Annotated in this window: 11 protein-coding genes, 1 tRNA gene, 3 rRNA genes, 1 other RNA gene and 3 pseudogenes; 14 read left to right on the top strand and 5 right to left on the bottom strand. The window is 40.9% G+C overall.

Annotated elements, in window-relative coordinates; all coding sequences use genetic code 11:
• Nucleotides 1–192 precede the first annotated feature (192 nt).
• From NYR89_RS07950 to proS, 3 genes and pseudogenes are all read left to right on the top strand, one after another.
• Nucleotides 193–366 carry a hypothetical protein gene (locus NYR89_RS07950; protein ID WP_279445397.1) on the top strand — a complete coding sequence of 58 codons (174 nt, stop codon included), beginning with the start codon at nucleotides 193–195 and terminating at the stop codon, nucleotides 364–366.
• On the top strand, nucleotides 366–650 hold the full coding sequence (locus tag NYR89_RS07945) for a type II toxin-antitoxin system RelE/ParE family toxin (RefSeq protein WP_279445396.1): 285 nt from the start codon (nucleotides 366–368) through the stop codon (nucleotides 648–650). Before NYR89_RS07950 ends, NYR89_RS07945 begins: the two co-directional genes overlap by 1 nt.
• Before the next feature lie 169 nt (nucleotides 651–819).
• Nucleotides 820–2,534 (top strand): annotated as a pseudogene (gene proS, locus NYR89_RS07940) (proline--tRNA ligase).
• Between the two features lie 63 nt (nucleotides 2,535–2,597).
• On the opposite strand, the gene NYR89_RS07935 reads toward proS, so the two are convergent.
• Nucleotides 2,598–2,786, bottom strand: coding sequence for an anti-sigma factor family protein (locus NYR89_RS07935; RefSeq protein WP_279445395.1), 189 nt, complete (start codon nucleotides 2,784–2,786; stop codon nucleotides 2,598–2,600).
• The gene (locus tag NYR89_RS07930) at nucleotides 2,786–3,370 is read right to left on the bottom strand and encodes a sigma-70 family RNA polymerase sigma factor (RefSeq protein WP_279445394.1); all 585 of its coding nucleotides are present in this window, start codon (nucleotides 3,368–3,370) and stop codon (nucleotides 2,786–2,788) included. The genes NYR89_RS07935 and NYR89_RS07930 overlap by 1 nt, the downstream gene beginning before the upstream one ends.
• 88 nt (nucleotides 3,371–3,458) lie before the next feature.
• On the opposite strand from NYR89_RS07930, the gene msrP reads away from it, so the two are divergent.
• Both msrP and NYR89_RS07920 read left to right on the top strand, forming a co-directional pair.
• Nucleotides 3,459–4,415, top strand: coding sequence for a protein-methionine-sulfoxide reductase catalytic subunit MsrP (msrP, locus tag NYR89_RS07925; RefSeq protein WP_279445393.1), 957 nt, complete (start codon nucleotides 3,459–3,461; stop codon nucleotides 4,413–4,415).
• Nucleotides 4,415–5,005 carry a protein-methionine-sulfoxide reductase heme-binding subunit MsrQ gene (locus NYR89_RS07920; RefSeq protein ID WP_279445392.1) on the top strand — a complete coding sequence of 197 codons (591 nt, stop codon included), beginning with the start codon at nucleotides 4,415–4,417 and terminating at the stop codon, nucleotides 5,003–5,005. The genes msrP and NYR89_RS07920 overlap by 1 nt, the downstream gene beginning before the upstream one ends.
• Nucleotides 5,006–5,083: 78 nt before the next feature.
• Here NYR89_RS07920 and rpoH read toward each other — a convergent pair whose 3' ends face one another.
• Both rpoH and NYR89_RS07910 read right to left on the bottom strand, forming a co-directional pair.
• Entirely contained in the window at nucleotides 5,084–6,034 is a 951-nt protein-coding gene (gene rpoH / locus NYR89_RS07915; protein ID WP_279445391.1) for an RNA polymerase sigma factor RpoH, read from the bottom strand.
• 144 nt (nucleotides 6,035–6,178) lie between these two features.
• The gene (locus NYR89_RS07910; protein WP_279445390.1) at nucleotides 6,179–7,516 is read right to left on the bottom strand and encodes an MFS transporter; all 1,338 of its coding nucleotides are present in this window, start codon (nucleotides 7,514–7,516) and stop codon (nucleotides 6,179–6,181) included.
• Between the two features lie 189 nt (nucleotides 7,517–7,705).
• Between NYR89_RS07910 and ssrA the strand changes: the two genes are divergently transcribed.
• Nucleotides 7,706–8,070: a transfer-messenger RNA gene (gene ssrA / locus NYR89_RS07905) on the top strand.
• 100 nt (nucleotides 8,071–8,170) lie between these two features.
• Here ssrA and asnA read toward each other — a convergent pair.
• The gene (gene asnA, locus NYR89_RS07900) at nucleotides 8,171–9,163 is read right to left on the bottom strand and encodes an aspartate--ammonia ligase (RefSeq protein ID WP_279445389.1); all 993 of its coding nucleotides are present in this window, start codon (nucleotides 9,161–9,163) and stop codon (nucleotides 8,171–8,173) included.
• Nucleotides 9,164–9,344: 181 nt separating this feature from the next.
• On the opposite strand from asnA, the gene asnC reads away from it, so the two are divergent.
• From asnC to rrf, 8 genes and pseudogenes are all read left to right on the top strand, one after another.
• Nucleotides 9,345–9,806: a transcriptional regulator AsnC gene (gene asnC, locus NYR89_RS07895; protein ID WP_215578125.1), complete on the top strand. Its 462-nt coding sequence runs from the start codon at nucleotides 9,345–9,347 to the stop codon at nucleotides 9,804–9,806.
• A 183-nt stretch (nucleotides 9,807–9,989) separates the two neighbouring features.
• Nucleotides 9,990–10,753: pseudogene (gene udp, locus NYR89_RS07890) on the top strand (uridine phosphorylase).
• A gap of 63 nt (nucleotides 10,754–10,816) precedes the next feature.
• Nucleotides 10,817–11,311 (top strand): chorismate--pyruvate lyase family protein, encoded by a 495-nt coding sequence (locus tag NYR89_RS07885; RefSeq protein WP_279446666.1) that lies wholly within the window; start codon nucleotides 10,817–10,819, stop codon nucleotides 11,309–11,311.
• A 62-nt stretch (nucleotides 11,312–11,373) separates the two neighbouring features.
• Nucleotides 11,374–12,178: pseudogene (gene murI, locus NYR89_RS07880) on the top strand (glutamate racemase).
• Nucleotides 12,179–12,531: 353 nt separating this feature from the next.
• Nucleotides 12,532–14,072 (top strand): 16S ribosomal RNA (locus NYR89_RS07875).
• A 152-nt stretch (nucleotides 14,073–14,224) separates the two neighbouring features.
• Nucleotides 14,225–14,300 (top strand) — tRNA-Glu (locus NYR89_RS07870).
• Between the two features lie 220 nt (nucleotides 14,301–14,520).
• Nucleotides 14,521–17,420, top strand: a 23S ribosomal RNA gene (locus tag NYR89_RS07865).
• A gap of 153 nt (nucleotides 17,421–17,573) precedes the next feature.
• A 5S ribosomal RNA gene (gene rrf / locus NYR89_RS07860) occupies nucleotides 17,574–17,689 on the top strand.
• Together the 16S, 23S and 5S rRNA genes with 1 tRNA gene alongside form the textbook arrangement of a ribosomal RNA operon.
• Nucleotides 17,690–18,193 lie beyond the last annotated feature (504 nt).

Here is an 18,193-nt window from a genome sequence, read left to right as displayed (position 1 = left end):
TGTACAAATCAAGCGGTCTGTTTTCATTAATTTTTTGCAAGTTAAAGGAAAACGATGGTGTGAGAGTTTCATTCCTATCTCTATAAATAGGAGAGTCTTGACTGTATTATATCGGCTAGATAAGATGTGCTGTAAATTTCGCCAAATATTTAAAAGGCGATATAGCACAAATAATGCGAAAAGGAGTATTTTATGGCAACAACATTACCGCAAGATTTTTTCTTAGAAAAAGAACAAAAACAGCCTTTCTATACCGATGATGAATTGGATTTATTGTATAAATTAGAGAATGGTTTAGTGCCAACAAAAACTCACGATCAAGTAATGGAAAACTTACGAAAAGCATTGGGCTTGGAAGAAAAATAATGAAATTTGATTACAATATCATTTGGTATGATGTTGCAGAAAAGAAACTATTTAATCAGGTTAGTTACATCCTAGAAAAATCACAAAATTTACTTATTGCCGAGCAGTTTTATGATGCCATAAAAAGTGAGGTAGATAAATTGAGCTATACAGCGGATGTATATACCTTACGTAAAAAGAAAGAAATTTCAATTTTAAATGGCAAATATCAGGTTAAGTTCCTGATTGGTGTTAAAAATGTCTATATTGTGGATTTTAAATCAACACGACAAAATACTTATTAAGTCTAAATAAAATATAACTGTAAACAATTCCCACATCTGTAATTTTTCTGTATTAAGCGGTCAGATTTAAGAAATTTTTTGCAAATGGCGAAAATCTCTAAAAATCCGACCGCTTTTGTTTTAAAATAGATCCCATTTTTCGATATTTAAAATAACAATAGGAATAACAATGCGTACAAGTCAGTATTTATTTTCGACCCTTAAAGAAACGCCGAACGATGCACAAGTGGTGAGCCACCAATTAATGCTACGTGCCGGTATGATTCGTCCGATGGCTTCAGGTTTATATAACTGGTTGCCGACCGGGATCAAGGTATTGAAAAAAGTAGAAAACATTATTCGTGAAGAAATGAATAAAGGTGGTGCTATCGAGGTGTTAATGCCTGTGGTGCAACCGGCAGAATTATGGCAAGAATCAGGTCGTTGGAACGATTACGGTGCGGAATTATTGCGTTTTGTCGATCGTGGCGACCGTGATTTCGTGTTAGGCCCGACTCACGAAGAAGTGATTACCGACTTAGTTCGCCGTGAAGTGTCGTCTTACAAACAACTTCCGTTAAATTTATATCAAATTCAAACCAAATTCCGTGATGAAGTGCGTCCACGTTTCGGCGTGATGCGTTCGCGTGAGTTTGTGATGAAAGATGCGTATTCTTTCCACGTGGACAAAGCGTCATTACAAGAAACTTACGATGTGATGTACCAAGTGTATAGCAATATTTTCACCCGTCTTGGTTTAGATTTCCGTGCAGTACAAGCGGATACCGGTTCAATCGGCGGTTCGGCTTCACACGAGTTCCAAGTGTTAGCGTCAAGCGGTGAAGACGATGTGGTGTTTTCAACCGAATCTGATTTCGCGGCGAATATCGAATTAGCGGAAGCGGTAGCAGTGGGCGAGCGTCAAGCGCCAACGGCAGAAATTCAGTTAGTCGATACGCCGAATGCGAAAACAATTAATGAATTAGTTGAGCAATTCAATTTACCGATTGAAAAAACGGTGAAAACCTTAATCGTAAAAGGTGCAACTGAAGAACAACCGCTTGTGGCGTTAGTGTTACGTGGCGACCACGAGTTAAATGAAATCAAGGCACAAAAACATCCGTTAGTGGCTGATCCGTTTGAGTTTGCAGATGAAGCGGAAATTAAAGCGAAAATCGGTGCGGGCGTGGGTTCACTTGGTGTGGTAAATCTGAATATTCCGGCGATTATCGACCGTTCAGTAGCGGTAATGTCAGATTTTGGTTGTGGTGCAAACATTGACGGGAAACATTATTTCAATGTGAACTGGGAACGTGATGTAGCAATGCCGGAAGTGGCGGACTTACGTAACGTGGTGGAAGGCGACCCAAGTCCGGACGGCAAAGGCGTGCTACAAATCAAACGAGGTATTGAAGTAGGTCATATTTTCCAACTTGGTACCAAATACTCGGAAGCAATGAAAGCGACCGTTCAAGGTGAAGACGGTAAACCGCTTGTGATGACTATGGGTTGCTACGGTATCGGTGTAACACGTGTGGTTGCGCGGCAATCGAACAGCACCACGATGATCGCGGTATTATTTGGCCGTCAGATGAAATCGCACCGTTCACCGTGGCAATTGTGCCGATGAATATGCACAAATCAGAAAGCGTGCAACAATTCTCGGAAGAACTGTATCGCGACTTAAAAGCTCAAGGTGTGGATGTGATTTTTGATGATCGTAAAGAGCGTCCGGGTGTGATGTTTGCCGATATGGAATTAATCGGTGTACCGCATATGGTGGTTATCGGTGAGAAAAATCTTGCGAATGGCGAGATTGAATATAAGAACCGTCGTACCGGTGAGAAACAAATGATTGCCAAAGATCAGCTTTTAGCTTTCTTAAAAGAAAATGTAAAAGCGTAATTGGTAAAAAATAGCTGAAAAAAGACCGCTTGTGTTGAGGCAAGCGGTCTTTTTTTCACTAAATTACAATGGCTCTTTTTGTGTTTGATTACAGTATTCTTTCAACATTTCACGTAATTTGTCGTTATTTTGTTTGAAATGACGGCATTTCGGACAAAGCCATAAATGGACTTGTAGCTGAACACTGTCTTTCACATTTAACTTTTTTTCACAGCTTAGTGAAATTAATTCGGAGGCATGCTCACAATTCATTATAATTTTTCTCCTTCAAACCAATTTTTTGCTAAACAAGCCTGTAGCTGTAGTCTTGCTCGGTGTAAAATAACATGTAAATTGGTAATACTGATATCACATTCTAGGCAGATTTGCTCACTGCTCATATCTAAATGTTCTCGCATCATAAATACTCGAGCCTGTTGTGCAGGCAGTTTATTTAAACAAATGTCGAAGATCGCCCAAAATTCTTTCTTATAACTTATCTGATTTACATCTTCCCATTCTTTTGGTTCATAGGTTTCTGAAAGCCAATAGCCGGAATGATCAAAAAACTGATGAGGATTTTCTTCCTCGACGAGTTCAGAAATATTTACAACCCGTTTTCGGTATTTAATGAGATCAATAATCTTATTTTTTAGAATTGCAAAAATCCAAGTTTTTAACGCCGCTTCACCGCGAAATGAGTGTGCATTTTTATAGGCACTGGCAAGAGATTCTTGAACAACATCTTCAGCTAAATCGGGATCCTTTAATTGGAGAGTAGCAAACTTAATCATTTGTAGGCGGATTTCTTCAATTTTTTGTGGGGGAATTGAATTTAATTGTTCAATTTTTGACATCGTTTTTCCTTTTATAAAAGATTTATTTTTTTATGTAATTATTTTTATCGTTTTTAGGACAAACGATTATACAACAAAGGAGATGATTATGAAGAGATTAACCTATAATGATGTTACACCGGAAGCTATTTTCAATCAGCGTCGTCAAATTATTAAAGCAATGGGACTTAGTGCGGTAAGCCTTGGTTTACCGCAAGTTGCTTTTTCTACTGAGAAGTCTAACCAGTCAAAGATACATAATTTTAAAGCCGCAGCAAAAACGGATTTAGTTCTAACGCCAGAAAATAAAATCATCGGTTACAATAATTTCTATGAATTTGGAACGGATAAATCCGATCCGGCAAAATTTGCGAGAGATTTAAAAACAGATCCTTGGTCGCTTGAAATCGGTGGTGAAGTTGAAAAGCCCTTGATGCTGAATCATTCGCAGTTATTTAATCGTTTCCCATTAGAAGAACGTATTTATCGCTTTCGTTGTGTTGAGGCGTGGTCAATGGTTGTACCTTGGGTAGGATTTGAATTAGCACGTTTGATTGAAATGGTAAAACCGACGTCTAAAGCGAAGTTTGTGGTGTTTCACACATTGCATGATCCGGAACAAATGCCGGGGCAGAAAAATAAATTTTTCGGTGGCGGTATTGATTATCCGTATGTAGAGGCATTAACGCTTGAAGAAGCAATGAATCCGCTTAGCTTACTTTCTGTCGGGCTGTATGGAAAAATGCTACCGCCACAAAATGGTGCGCCGATTCGTTTAGTTGTACCGTGGAAGTATGGCTTTAAGAGCATTAAATCTATTGTAAAAATTACCTTCTCAGAAACTCGTCCTCGTACTACTTGGGAAAAACTTGCACCGCATGAATATGGTTTTTATGCTAATGTGAATCCTAACGTAGATCATCCTCGCTGGTCGCAAGCCTCAGAGCGTGTTATCGGCGGCGGTGGATTACTTTCGGTTAAACGTCAAGATACCTTGATGTTTAACGGATATGAGAAAGAAGTCGCACATCTTTATAAAGGTTTGGATTTAAGAGTAAATTTCTAATGTTATTGCTATTGAGAACAATCATTCATCTGGCGTGTATAACGCCATTATTATGGTTAACTACGGTATTACTGACGGATAATGCGGAAGTATTAGGTGCTGATCCCGGCAAAGATCTGATTCATTTTCTCGGTTATACCGCCATTATTATTTTTTGTGCTATGTTTGTCTTAGGCATTATGTTACAAGTTTTGCACAAGAATCAGTATCAGATTTTACGCCGTCCATTAGGATTATGGGCATTTGTTTGGGCATTATTACATATGCTCAGCTATTTAGTATTAGAATTGGGATTAGATTTCTCGTTATTTTTCAGTGAAATTTCTCAGCGTCCTTATCTTATTTTAGGTGTAATCGCATTTATCATTTTATTAGTGATGTCTGTTACATCTATTCCATTTATCAAGCAGGTATTAGGCAAAAAATGGTTTAGCGTACACCAATTTGCTTATATTGCAATTGTTGCGGCAATTCATTATTATTGGTCGGTTAAAGGCATAACCCTTGCCCCTATTCTGATTGGCTTAACGGTAATCGTAATAATCGCTTGGAAATATCTAGGTCAGAAGTTGTTAATGATGAGTAAATAGGTATTAGATTAGTAGCCATAAACAAGCGGTCATTTTTACATAAATATAGTAAAAATGACCGCTTTTATTTAGATAACTTTACTCAAAACTCACCGCATCTTTAATTTTCTTCAAGGTCGCGTTTTCGAGTTGGCGGACACGTTCGGCGGAGATGCCGTATTTATTGGCTAAGTCTTGTAACGTTGCTTTTTCTTCATCTAACCAACGGGTTTTGATAATGTCTTGGCTACGTTCATCTAGTGTCGAAAGTGCATAGGCTAATTGTGCGGTAGCTTGGCCGTTATATTGGTCGTCTTCCAAATCATCGGCAAAGTTAGAACTGTTATCTTCTAAATACATTGACGGTGTGTAGGCTTCATCGTCATCTTCGCCAACCGGTAAATCGAAGCCTAAGTCTTGTCCTGTCATACGAGATTCCATTTCACGTACTTCTTCAACCGAAACACCTAAATCTTCAGCGACTTTTTGGATTTCTTCCTCATTGAACCAAGCCAAGCGGTTTTTATTTTTACGTAAATTGAAAAACAGTTTGCGTTGTGCTTTGGTGGTTGCCACTTTTACGATACGCCAGTTTTTTAATACGTATTCGTGAATTTCCGCTTTTACCCAATGGACCGCAAAAGAAACCAGTCGCACACCAACATTCGGGTCAAAGCGTTTTACTGCTTTCATTAAGCCGATATTGCCTTCTTGGATTAAATCAGCAAGCGGTAAACCGTATCCTAAATAACCTCTAGCGATATGAATTACAAAACGCATATGCGATAAAATTAACTGTTTTGCGGCTTCAACATCTTCATCATAGTAATAACGCTCGGCTAATTCTTTTTCTTGCTCAGCGGTTAAAATCGGATATTGGTTCGCCATACGAATATAGCTGTCGAGATTGCCTTGTGGCACAGGCATGCCGCCTTGTACCAATGCCGGATGCATTGCTTCGGTCGGCTGATTGTCATCGGTTAAGATTTCTACTTCGTCCGGCTCAATAATTTCTGCATCTTCAATCTCGTGTTCGTCAAACTTTTTCATGCTATCTCTCTGGCTAATAATTTAATCTTGTATTATAACAGTGTTATCACTTATTCGTCTGTTTTTCTTATGAATAGGTTGGACGCAAATAAAAAAGCTGAGTTCAATTTAAAACTCAGCTTTTAGAGTTAGTATAGAATTGGTTTAGGCTTTAATAGTTTTTTCTTCGTGTTTTGCAAGAATTAAATAGCCTACCGCAGAGAAAGCAGATAGTGCCGCAATAACCACATAAGACCAGAACCAACCAAAGTTATCCGCCATAATCGGCATAATCCAGTTTGCTCCCATATTACCGATTAAGTAAGCTGTTACGCCGACAAAGCCGATTGCCGTACCAGCAACATTTAGCGGTACAAAATTGATGGTAAGAATATTCACGATTAATTGAGGACCGTAAATTAACGCACCTAAAATACCACAAATCACTAGTAGTAATGGGTAATTAGGCGTACCGCTGGCAGTTACATATTCATATGCAAATACAATACCAGCCATTGCAAATAAACCGATAGCCCCCATTTTTGCCATTTTATTTGGATATTTGACCGCTAACCACGCGAATACTAATGATCCCGGGATTGCTACCCATTCAAGAATAGAAATTGCCATATGAGCTTCAGCATCACCCATTTTGGCCACTTCGTGTAAGTAAATCGGCATCCAGTCTTCAATCCCGAAACGGACAAAATACAGTGCCACGTTTACTGTAGCAACTAATAACAGGGCTGGGTTAAGGAAAACATATTTTCCGATAAGTTGCCAATAGCCTAAATTATGTTTTTCTTCTTCGGAAGCAACATTAGATTCACCGGCATCGCCATACATTGTGCGGAGTGAATCTAATCCCTCTTTTTCTGGGGCATCGCCACCGAATTTCCAACAGAAGACGGCAAATAATAACACTAATACTGCCGGCACTAAGAACGCCATTAATACATTACCGGTTGAGGGAACGATAAAGCCCATTGTGGTCATCATCGCAATCATCATAGGTAACATCGCCGAACCCATATTCTGTGAAATATTCCAACCGGCAATGGTAGCTCCACGGGTTTTATTCGGATAATAATTTGCAATCATATTTTGTGATGCCGGTGCTAAAGCCCCTTGTACTACACCACAAAGCACTAATAAGACTGCAAGTGTAAGAATTGAAGTGTGGTAGAAACCAATCGTAATACAAATAACCGCACTTGCACCTAGACAAATCGCAAACAATTTACGTAAGTCAACACGGTCACCTAATGCACCCATATAGAATTTTGCTAATCCGTAGGAAATCGTTAAACAAGAAAGCAACATTGCGATATCCGCTTTCTCCCAACCGTTTGTGACCATAATGGATTTAGACATCAACTTGAAGTTATTACGTACCAAATAGGCACATACATAACCAAGAAACGCCACAATAAAAATCATTTTTTGGCGTTTTAAGAACGTTGCGAACTTTTCTGGCTCTTTTTGTTGATAGTCGAAAGTCATAATTGACTCCTTATGAAAAAATATAAATAAAAACTAAAAGAATTGTTCGAATTAAAATAGATCGGAGTTTATTTGTCAAAATAAAAAGTTTAAATCTTTGAACTACTCCACAATTTACTTTTACAAGCGGTTAAGTTTACAAAATTCTTTGCAAAATCAACCGCTTTCCATTAGAATTAAAAAACTTTTGGGGCTGATTCTGGATTCGACGGGATTAGCGAAGTCCAAGGTGCACGTCGAGGTGCGGTAGGCCTCGTAAACAAACCGCAAAAAAATAGTCGCAAACGACGAACAATACGCTTTAGCGACTTAATAACCTGCTCATAGCCTTATCGCCTCAGCTTCCGCTCGTAAGACGAGGGCAACGATAAGTCACCCAAAACGAGATCGTGTGGACAGCCGCCGTTTGAGGATCGAAACACTAAATTGAATCAAACTAGCTCATTTCTTGCGTGTCTGTCCGCTGGAGGTAAGTGAACTTAAAGACTAGACTAAACGTGTAGTGCTGAAGATGGAGTAATTTCGGACGGGGGTTCAAATCCCCCCAGCACCAAATTATAAAAAATCCCTAGCTTAAAAGGCTAGGGATTTTTTGTTTAAATCGATATATAAAAGAGCTGAATTGCATTGGCAAATCAGCTCTTAATTTTTTAACTATAGAATATGTTTATATTTTTCTAACATTTCTTTCGGCCATACGCTAGATTGCACTTCACCGATATGTTTTTTACGAAGAAGGAACATTGCCATACGAGATTGACCGATACCGCCACCGATTGAAAGCGGTAAACGACCCGCTAATAAATCTTTGTGCCAATCCATTTCTAAGCGGTCTTGGTCACCAGTTAATTCAACTTGTAAACGAAGCGCTTTTTCATCAACACGGATACCCATTGACGAAAGTTCAAATGCTGAACCAAGTTGTTCGTTCCACACTAAAATATCGCCGTTTAAACCTTTGTAACCGTTTTCAGATTCGGTTGTCCAGTCATCGTAGTCCGGTGCACGACCATCATGTGGTTTACCGTCAGATAATTTACCGCCGATACCGATTAAGAATACCGCACCGTGTTCTTTACAAATTGCGTTTTCACGTTCTTTACCGGTCATGTTTGGGTAGCGTTGTACTAATTCTTCGCTGTGTACGAACGTAATTTGTTTCGGTAGGATTGACGGAATATCAAAACGTGCTTCTACTGCTAATTCGGTTAAGCGAATCGCTTTATAGATTTCGTTTACGGTTTCTTTTAAGAAATCAAAATTACGACGACCTTCAGGAATCACTTTTTCCCAGTCCCATTGGTCTACATAAACAGAGTGTGTCGGATCGAGTGAATCTTCATCAGGGCGTAATGCTTTCATATGTACGAATAAGCCTTCGCCTTCTTTAAAACCGAAACGAGCTAAAGTGTGACGTTTCCATTTTGCGAGTGAGTGAACTACTTCAAAAGTTGCGCCCGGAATACATTTCACATTAACTTGAACCGCTTTTTCGATACCGGAAAGATTATCTTGCATACCGTTACCCACTTGGCTGAGGATCGGACCTTGCACCTCAATAATGCCTAATTTATCAATTAAATATTGGGTAAAAGTGTTTTTCACAAAGCTGATTTCTTGTTGCTGTAAAATGAATGTCTTTTTCATTATCTTATTCCTTATAAATAGAGTAATTTGTTCTCATGATTTGTTGAGATGAATGTAATTTAATATAATTCGTAAAAAATGCAATATTTATCAAATAAAAATCTTTTTATGTTAGATTTTATCTAATTGTTTATGTTAAATTTTATAGAATCATCAATAAATTAAAAATGGAGTATGAATTTTGCACACTAAATATCAAATTGATCAGTTAGATCAGCTTATTCTACGTGCATTGGTAGAAGATGCTCGTACGCCTTATGCAGAAATGGCAAAAAATTTTGGTGTCAGTGCCGGGACTATTCATGTTCGTGTTGAGAAAATGCGTCAGTCGGGTATTATTGAAGGGACTAAAATTCGCATTAACGAACGTAAGCTAGGTTATGATGTTTGTTGTTTTATCGGTATTATTTTGAAATCAGCAAAAGATTACGAAAAAGTCATTGCGAAGTTAAATGAGTTTGAAGAAGTGGTTGAGGCTTACTATACCACCGGTAATTATTCGATTTTTATTAAGGTAATGACGCATACGATAGAAGAATTACACCGTGTTTTAGCGACCAAAATTCAGTTGATCGATGAGATTCAATCTACCGAAACATTGATTTCGATGCAAAACCCGATTCTAAGAGGGATCAAGCCGTAAAAACGAAGTTGTTAAAAATCGTACAAATTTAACCGCTAGTTTAGCGAAAACGCAAACGTTTTCATTTGATCGGCTTCACAAATTTGCAAATTTTTTATTAAAAACAATCGCTTATCTTGAATTTTCGTGCTTGAATAAGCACAAGTTTTTGATTTTATAGTGTCCAAAGAAAGGAGATTATGTATGTCTGAAGTATTTCATCTAGGCTTAACTAAAGCAATGTTAAAAGGGGCTAAAGTGGCAATCGTGCCGGGTGATCCAGCTCGTAGCGAACGTATTGCACAAAAAATGGATAACCCTGAATTTCTCGTTTCAACGCGTGAATTTACTTCTTGGTTGGGTTATGTTGGCGGAGAGCCGATTGTTGTGTGTTCAACCGGTATCGGTGGTCCGTCAGTGTCAATCTGTGTAGAAGAATTAGCACAACTTGGCGTGCGTACATTCTTACGTATTGGTACAACCGGTGCGATCCAACCGCATATTAATGTTGGCGATGTACTTGTTACAACCGGTGCAGTTCGTTTAGACGGGGCAAGCCGTCACTTTGCACCATTAGAATATCCTGCGGTGGCAAATTTTGAATGTACGAATGAGCTTTATGCGCGGCGAAAAACCAAGGCGTAACGCCTTATGTCGGTATTACCGCTTCATCTGATACATTCTATCCGGGTCAAGAACGTTATGATACTTATAGCGGTAAAGTTTATCGTCATTTCCAAGGTTCATTAAAACAATGGCAAGAGCTAAATGTCATGAACTTTGAAATGGAATCAGGCACATTATTTACAATGTGTTCCGCACTTGGTTTACGTGCCGGAATGGTGTCAGGGGTCATTGTAAATCGTACACAACAAGAAATCCCGAATGAAGCAACGATCCATGCAACTGAACAAACAGCAATCGCTGTTGTTGTTGAAGCTGCTGGAAAACTCGCAAAATCAGCTTAATAGATTAAAATTCACAAAAAGCGGTCGGATTGTTAAAATTATTTGCAATCTCACCGCTTTTTTATATTTATGTTACAAAAATATCGCAAAATTTTGACCAATCATAATTGGTGTTTAGAGTCTGGAGCACTAAGTAATGCTCAACAAGAATGGCTATTACATCAAGGCTCATTAACACAAAAATTACTACAGGTTACGCAGCAATTTAACGTTGAAATAACACAACAGAAGTGGATTACAAAAAAAGTGAAAAATTTAACCGCTTCTTCAAAGGATTACTGGCTAAGAGAAGTATTGTTAAAAGAAAAAGATCAAGCATGGATATTTGCTCAAACTTTAGTGCCAAAAGCAACGATAGATAATGTAGCAAAAGATCTTCCTACGCTTGGTAATCAAGCTATCGGTTTATGGCTTTTCCCTCAGCAACCGGAAAGAATTTCTCTCGAATGGCAATTTGATAAAGAGAGTAAAATGTATATGCGTAAAGCACGTTATGTATTAAAAGGTTATCCGCTAGAAATATATGAACTATTCCTTAAGGATTTCCCCTATCTTTAGAGCTTGAATCACTAAATATAAGAGAGTAGGATTCTCTCCAAAATTTCCTTTATTTTTATCATATGAAACCAACAATTCTTTTATACGATTCGGGCATGGGCGGGCTTACTATTTATGACGCTATACGCCAAACGTTACCGAATGCTCATTATCTTTATTGTTTCGACAATGCTTACTTTCCTTATTCCGAACGGCCTGAAAACGTTTTAATTGAACAAGCGGTTAAAATTGTGCAAAAAATTGTAGAAAAATATCCGCTTGATATGGTCGTAGTTGCTTGCAATACCGCAAGTACGGTGGTGTTACCGGCTCTAAGAGCAAAATTTACTTTTCCGATTGTTGGAACCGTACCAGCAATTAAACCGGTCGCAGACTGTGTCAGAAACGAAAACAATTGGATTACTCGCGACCAAAGGTACGGTTGAACGCCCTTATGTTGCGGAACTTATCGAAAAGTATGCAAAAGACTGTGTTGTTGAAAAGATTGGGACGACCACATTAGTAGAACTGGTCGAAGAAAAGATCCGAACCGGGAATGTTGATCAAAAACGGCTCGCTAAAGTGATTGCTGAATGGCAAGCTCACCCGACGCTTGATACGGTAATTTTAGGTTGTACTCACTTCCCACTTGTCAAACAAGAATTACAGCAACTATTACCGAATGTAAAACATTTTATTGATCCAGGTAACGGTATTGCGAATAGAGTTAGCAACCTATTAAGTAAGTTGCCACTAAAGAATGTGGAACAAAACAACGAAAATATCGCCTTTTGTACCAAAATGGACACAGAGTTCTCTAAAAGAGAAGTGATTATGCAACAATGGGGCTTCAAGCGGTTAGAATTACTAAATTGCTTACAAAATTAAAATCCTTATAAATCAATTGGTTATGTTTATTGAGTTTATTAAACTGGCTAAAAACAAAACATTTGATAAAAAAATGCAAAAAAGTACTTGCAAGGATTTTAGATTTCTCTATAATGCACCACACACAACGACGCACTGTTGTGAACGATAAAAGTTAGATTTCAGTGCGTCGTTTCTTTTTGTTCTTTAACAATATATCAGACAATCTGTGTGGGCACTTGTTGATTGACTTGATTTTAAAAATATTATTTAAAACTTGAAGTCTTAATAGGTGCTTAAACTAGAAATTCATTTTTACTTTTAAAGTAATATGTAAACTTAGCTAAGCAGTTTATTGAGCGATTAAACTTTTTGAATTGAAGAGTTTGATCATGGCTCAGATTGAACGCTGGCGGCAGGCTTAACACATGCAAGTCGAACGGTAACAGGGATTAGCTTGCTAATTTGCTGACGAGTGGCGGACGGGTGAGTAATGCTTGGGAATCTGGCTCATGGAGGGGGATAACTACGGGAAACTGTAGCTAATACCGCGTAATATCTTCGGATTAAAGTGTGGGACCGCAAGGCCACATGCCATGAGATGAGCCCAAGTGGGATTAGGTAGTTGGTGGGGTAAAGGCCTACCAAGCCGACGATCTCTAGCTGGTCTGAGAGGATGACCAGCCACACTGGAACTGAGACACGGTCCAGACTCCTACGGGAGGCGACAGTGGGGAATATTGCACAATGGGGGGAACCCTGATGCGACCATGCCGCGTGAATGAAGAAGGCCTTCGGGTTGTAAAGTTCTTTCGGTAGCGAGGAAGGTATCAAATTTAATAGATTTGGTAATTGACGTTAACTACAGAAGAAGCACCGGCTAACTCCGTGCCAGCGTACGCGGTAATACGGAGGGTGCGAGCGTTAATCGGAATAACTGGGCGTAAAGGGCACGCAGGCGGTTGATTAAGTGAGATGTGAAAGCCCCGGGCTTAACCTGGGAATTGCATTTCATACTGGTCAACTAGAGTACTTTAGGGAGGGGTAGAATTCCACGTGTAGCGGTGAAATGCGTAGAGATGTGGAGGAATACCGAAGGCGAAGGCGACCCCTTGGGAATGTACTGACGCTCATGTGCGAAAGCGTGGGGAGCAAACAGGATTAGATACCCTGGTAGTCCACGCTGTAAACGCTGTCGATTTGGGGATTGGACTTTAAGTTTGGTGCCCGAAGCTAACGTGATAAATCGACCGCCTGGGGAGTACGGCCGCAAGGTTAAAACTCAAATGAATTGACGGGGGCCCGCACAAGCGGTGGAGCATGTGGTTTAATTCGATGCAACGCGAAGAACCTTACCTACTCTTGACATCCAAAGAAGAACTCAGAGATGAGTTTGTGCCTTCGGGAACTTTGAGACAGGTCTTTGCATGGCTGTCGTCAGCTCGTGTTGTGAAATGTTGGGTTAAGTCCCGCAACGAGCGCAACCCTTATCCTTTGTTGCCAGCGGTTCGGCCGGGAACTCAAAGGAGACTGCCAGTGATAAACTGGAGGAAGGTGGGGATGACGTCAAGTCATCATGGCCCTTACGAGTAGGGCTACACACGTGCTACAATGGCGTATACAGAGGGAAGCAATATGGCGACATGGAGCGAATCTCACAAAGTACGTCTAAGTCCGGATTGGAGTCTGCAACTCGACTCCATGAAGTCGGAATCGCTAGTAATCGCAAATCAGAATGTTGCGGTGAATACGTTCCCGGGCCTTGTACACACCGCCCGTCACACCATGGGAGTGGGTTGTACCAGAAGTAGATAGCTTAACCGCAAGGGGGGCGTTTACCACGGTATGATTCATGACTGGGGTGAAGTCGTAACAAGGTAACCGTAGGGGAACCTGCGGTTGGATCACCTCCTTACCAAGAATTGAGCGACTGCAAGTGTTCACACAGATTGTTTGATGAATGAATGAGCGTTTATGTTAAGTGATTTAAAAAGTTATTGAAAAATAACGGTATTTAACGTAGAATAATGTGCTCAAATGGCAAAGTGGAGAGCATCTTTAAATGTTGTCCCCATCGTCTAGAGGCCTAGGACATCGCCCTTTCACGGCGGTAACCGGGGTTCGAATCCCCGTGGGGACGCCATTTAAAGATGACTTTTGTTGTCTAAATTGTTCTTTAAAAAATTGGAAACAAGCTGAAAAACTGAGAGATTTTTCAAGTTCGTTAAAGCGAAAGTGATAATGAATACATTGAAAGTCTGAGTAGTTAAAAAATCTTGACTGAACAAAAGCAGTCAAGTGTTTAGTTTAAAAACTAACGTCAAATGTGAAGTTTGAAAGAATAAGAACATTTGAGGTTGTATAGTTAAGTGACTAAGCGTACACGGTGGATGCCTTGGCAATCAGAGGCGAAGAAGGACGTGCTAATCTGCGAAAAGCTTGGATGAGTTGATAAGAAGCGTTTAATCCAAGATATCCGAATGGGGAAACCCAGTAGATGAAGAATCTACTATTATTAAGTGAATACATAGCTTAATAAGGCAAACCGGGAGAACTGAAACATCTAAGTACCCCGAGGAAAAGAAATCAACCGAGATTCTGTGAGTAGCGGCGAGCGAAAGCGGAGGAGCCTTCAAACGATAGCATTCGATTTAGGAGAATGAGCTGGGAAGCTCAACGACACAGGGTGATAGTCCCGTATTCGAAAAATTGATAGTGGTACTAAGTTTGAGATAAGTAGGGCGGGACACGAGAAATCCTGTTTGAAGATGGGGGGACCATCCTCCAAGGCTAAATACTCCTGATTGACCGATAGTGAACCAGTACTGTGAAGGAAAGGCGAAAAGAACCCCAGTGAGGGGAGTGAAATAGAACCTGAAACCGTGTACGTACAAGCAGTGGGAGCCTCTTTGTGGGGTGACTGCGTACCTTTTGTATAATGGGTCAGCGACTTATATTTTGTAGCGAGGTTAACTGAATAAGGGAGCCGAAGGGAAACCGAGTCTTAACTGGGCGATTGAGTTGCAAGGTATAGACCCGAAACCCGGTGATCTAGCCATGGGCAGGTTGAAGATTGGGTAACACTAATTGGAGGACCGAACCGACTAATGTTGAAAAATTAGCGGATGACTTGTGGCTGGGGGTGAAAGGCCAATCAAACCGGGAGATAGCTGGTTCTCCCCGAAATCTATTTAGGTAGAGCCTTGAGCGGACACCTTCGGGGGTAGAGCACTGTTTCGGCTAGGGGTCCATCCCGGATTACCAACCCGATGCAAACTGCGAATACCGAAGAGTGATACTCAGGAGACACACGGTGGGTGCTAACGTCCATCGTGGAGAGGGAAACAACCCAGACCGCCAGCTAAGGTCCCAAAGTACTAGTTAAGTGGGAAACGAAGTGGGAAGGCTTAGACAGCTAGGATGTTGGCTTAGAAGCGACCACCATTTAAAGAAAGCGTAATAGCTCACTAGTCGAGTCGGCCTGCGCGGAAGATGTAACGGGGCTAAAACTAGTCACCGAAGCTGCGGCATCAATGGAAACATTGTTGGGTAGGGGAGCGTTCTGTAAGCGGATGAAGCTGAATTGAGAAGTTTGGTGGACGTATCAGAAGTGCGAATGCTGACATAAGTAACGACAAAACGAGTGAAAAACTCGTTCGCCGGAAGACCAAGGGTTCCTGTCCAACGTTAATCGGGGCAGGGTGAGTCGGCCCCTAAGGCGAGGCTGAAAAGCGTAGTCGATGGGAAACGGGTTAATATTCCCGTACTTGGTATAACTGCGATGTGGGGACGGAGAAGGTTAGGTTATCAGACTGTTGGATGTCTGTTTAAGCCGGTAGGTGGGAATTTTAGGCAAATCCGGAATTCCGTTAACACCGAGAAGTGATGACGAGTCTCTACGGAGATGAAGTAACCGATACCACGCTTCCAGGAAAAGCCACTAAGCTTCAGGTTATACTAAACCGTACTATAAACCGACACAGGTGGTCAGGTAGAGAATACTCAGGCGCTTGAGAGAACTCGGGTGAAGGAACTAGGCAAAATAGCACCGTAACTTCGGGAGAAGGTGCGCCGGCGTAGATTGTAAGCGTTTACCGCTGAAGGTTGAACCGGTCGAAGATACCAGCTGGTCGCAACTGTTTATTAAAAACACAGCACTCTGCAAACACGAAAGTGGACGTATAGGGTGTGATGCCTGCCCGGTGCTGGAAGGTTAATTGATGGTGTTATCGAAAGAGAAGCTCCTGATCGAAGCCCCAGTAAACGGCGGCCGTAACTATAACGGTCCTAAGGTAGCGAAATTCCTTGTCGGGTAAGTTCCGACCTGCACGAATGGCATAATGATGGCCAGGCTGTCTCCACCCGAGACTCAGTGAAATTGAAATCGCCGTGAAGATGCGGTGTACCCGCGACTAGACGGAAAGACCCCGTGAACCTTTACTATAGCTTGACACTGAACATTGAATTTTGATGTGTAGGATAGGTGGGAGCCTTTGAAGCAGTCACGCCAGTGATTGTGGAGGCGTCCTTGAAATACCACCCTTTAACGTTTGATGTTCTAACGAAGATTGCGGAACGCGGTCTCGGACAGTGTCTGGTGGGTAGTTTGACTGGGGCGGTCTCCTCCCAAAGAGTAACGGAGGAGCACGAAGGTTTGCTAATCACGGTCGGACATCGTGAGGTTAGTGCAATGGTATAAGCAAGCTTAACTGCGAGACAGACAAGTCGAGCAGGTGCGAAAGCAGGTCATAGTGATCCGGTGGTTCTGAATGGAAGGGCCATCGCTCAACGGATAAAAGGTACTCCGGGGATAACAGGCTGATACCGCCCAAGAGTTCATATCGACGGCGGTGTTTGGCACCTCGATGTCGGCTCATCACATCCTGGGGCTGAAGTAGGTCCCAAGGGTATGGCTGTTCGCCATTTAAAGTGGTACGCGAGCTGGGTTTAGAACGTCGTGAGACAGTTCGGTCCCTATCTGCCGTGGGCGTTGGAGAATTGAGAGGGGTCGCTCCTAGTACGAGAGGACCGGAGTGGACGCATCACTGGTGTTCCAGTTGTCTCGCCAGAGGCACTGCTGGGTAGCTACATGCGGAAGAGATAAGTGCTGAAAGCATCTAAGCACGAAACTTGCCTTAAGATGAGTTCTCCCCGACTATAAGTCGGTAAGGGTTGTTGGAGACTACGACGTAGATAGGTGTGGTGTGTAAGCGTAGTGATACGTTGAGCTAACACATACTAATTGCCCGAGAGGCTTAACTATACAACGCTCAAGTGTTTTTGGGCATAACGTGAAGTGAAATGCTAATAAAGACTAAAAACTAAAGAAGATGAAAAAATCAGTGAACGGCTTGTTTCGAATTTAAAGAATAAATCAAAAGACAGATTAAATAGACAAAGGTCATCAACAGAATATTCTGGCGACCAGAGTGCTGTGGCTCTACCTGATTCCATTCCGAACTCAGAAGTAAAACGCAGTAACGCCGATGGTAGTGTGGGGTTTCCCCATGTGAGAGTAGGGCATCGCCAGATTGAATTTAGTGCGAAAGCGAAGAAGCATAAGGAACCCTGTAGTTAGAGATAACTACGGGGTTTTTGCTATTTTGCCATATTTCCATACCCATTTCTTAATCTCTGTCTTCTATCTTTCAGAACTTTAAATAACGTTTCTATTCTTAGCTTGGGGTACTTTTCATACGCAAAAAATCATTGTTATGACTTTATACTCACATCTTACATTGTAATGCTTATACGGATAATAACGGTTGTTCAACAGATCCTTACAACACATCATTTCAATTAGAACACAATCCCTTAAAACAAAGAACCTCAATAACACAACGTATAAATTGAACTAGATGATATTTAAGCTTGTCTGAGAGAATCTTGCCGATCTTTGGCTCAATTTAACCGCTTACAATTCTAATTGCCTTATTACTATTTTTAGCTTGTGGTTTAATTTTAGGTGAGAATATTCTCTATTTAGTTTTAATTTACTCTTGATGATTAAAATTAATCATTTTTGTGAGATGTATC

Source organism: Actinobacillus arthritidis (genome assembly GCF_029774155.1).
In the GTDB taxonomy this organism is placed as follows: domain Bacteria; phylum Pseudomonadota; class Gammaproteobacteria; order Enterobacterales; family Pasteurellaceae; genus Actinobacillus; species Actinobacillus arthritidis.
This window is presented reverse-complemented; position numbering and strand designations above follow the sequence as displayed.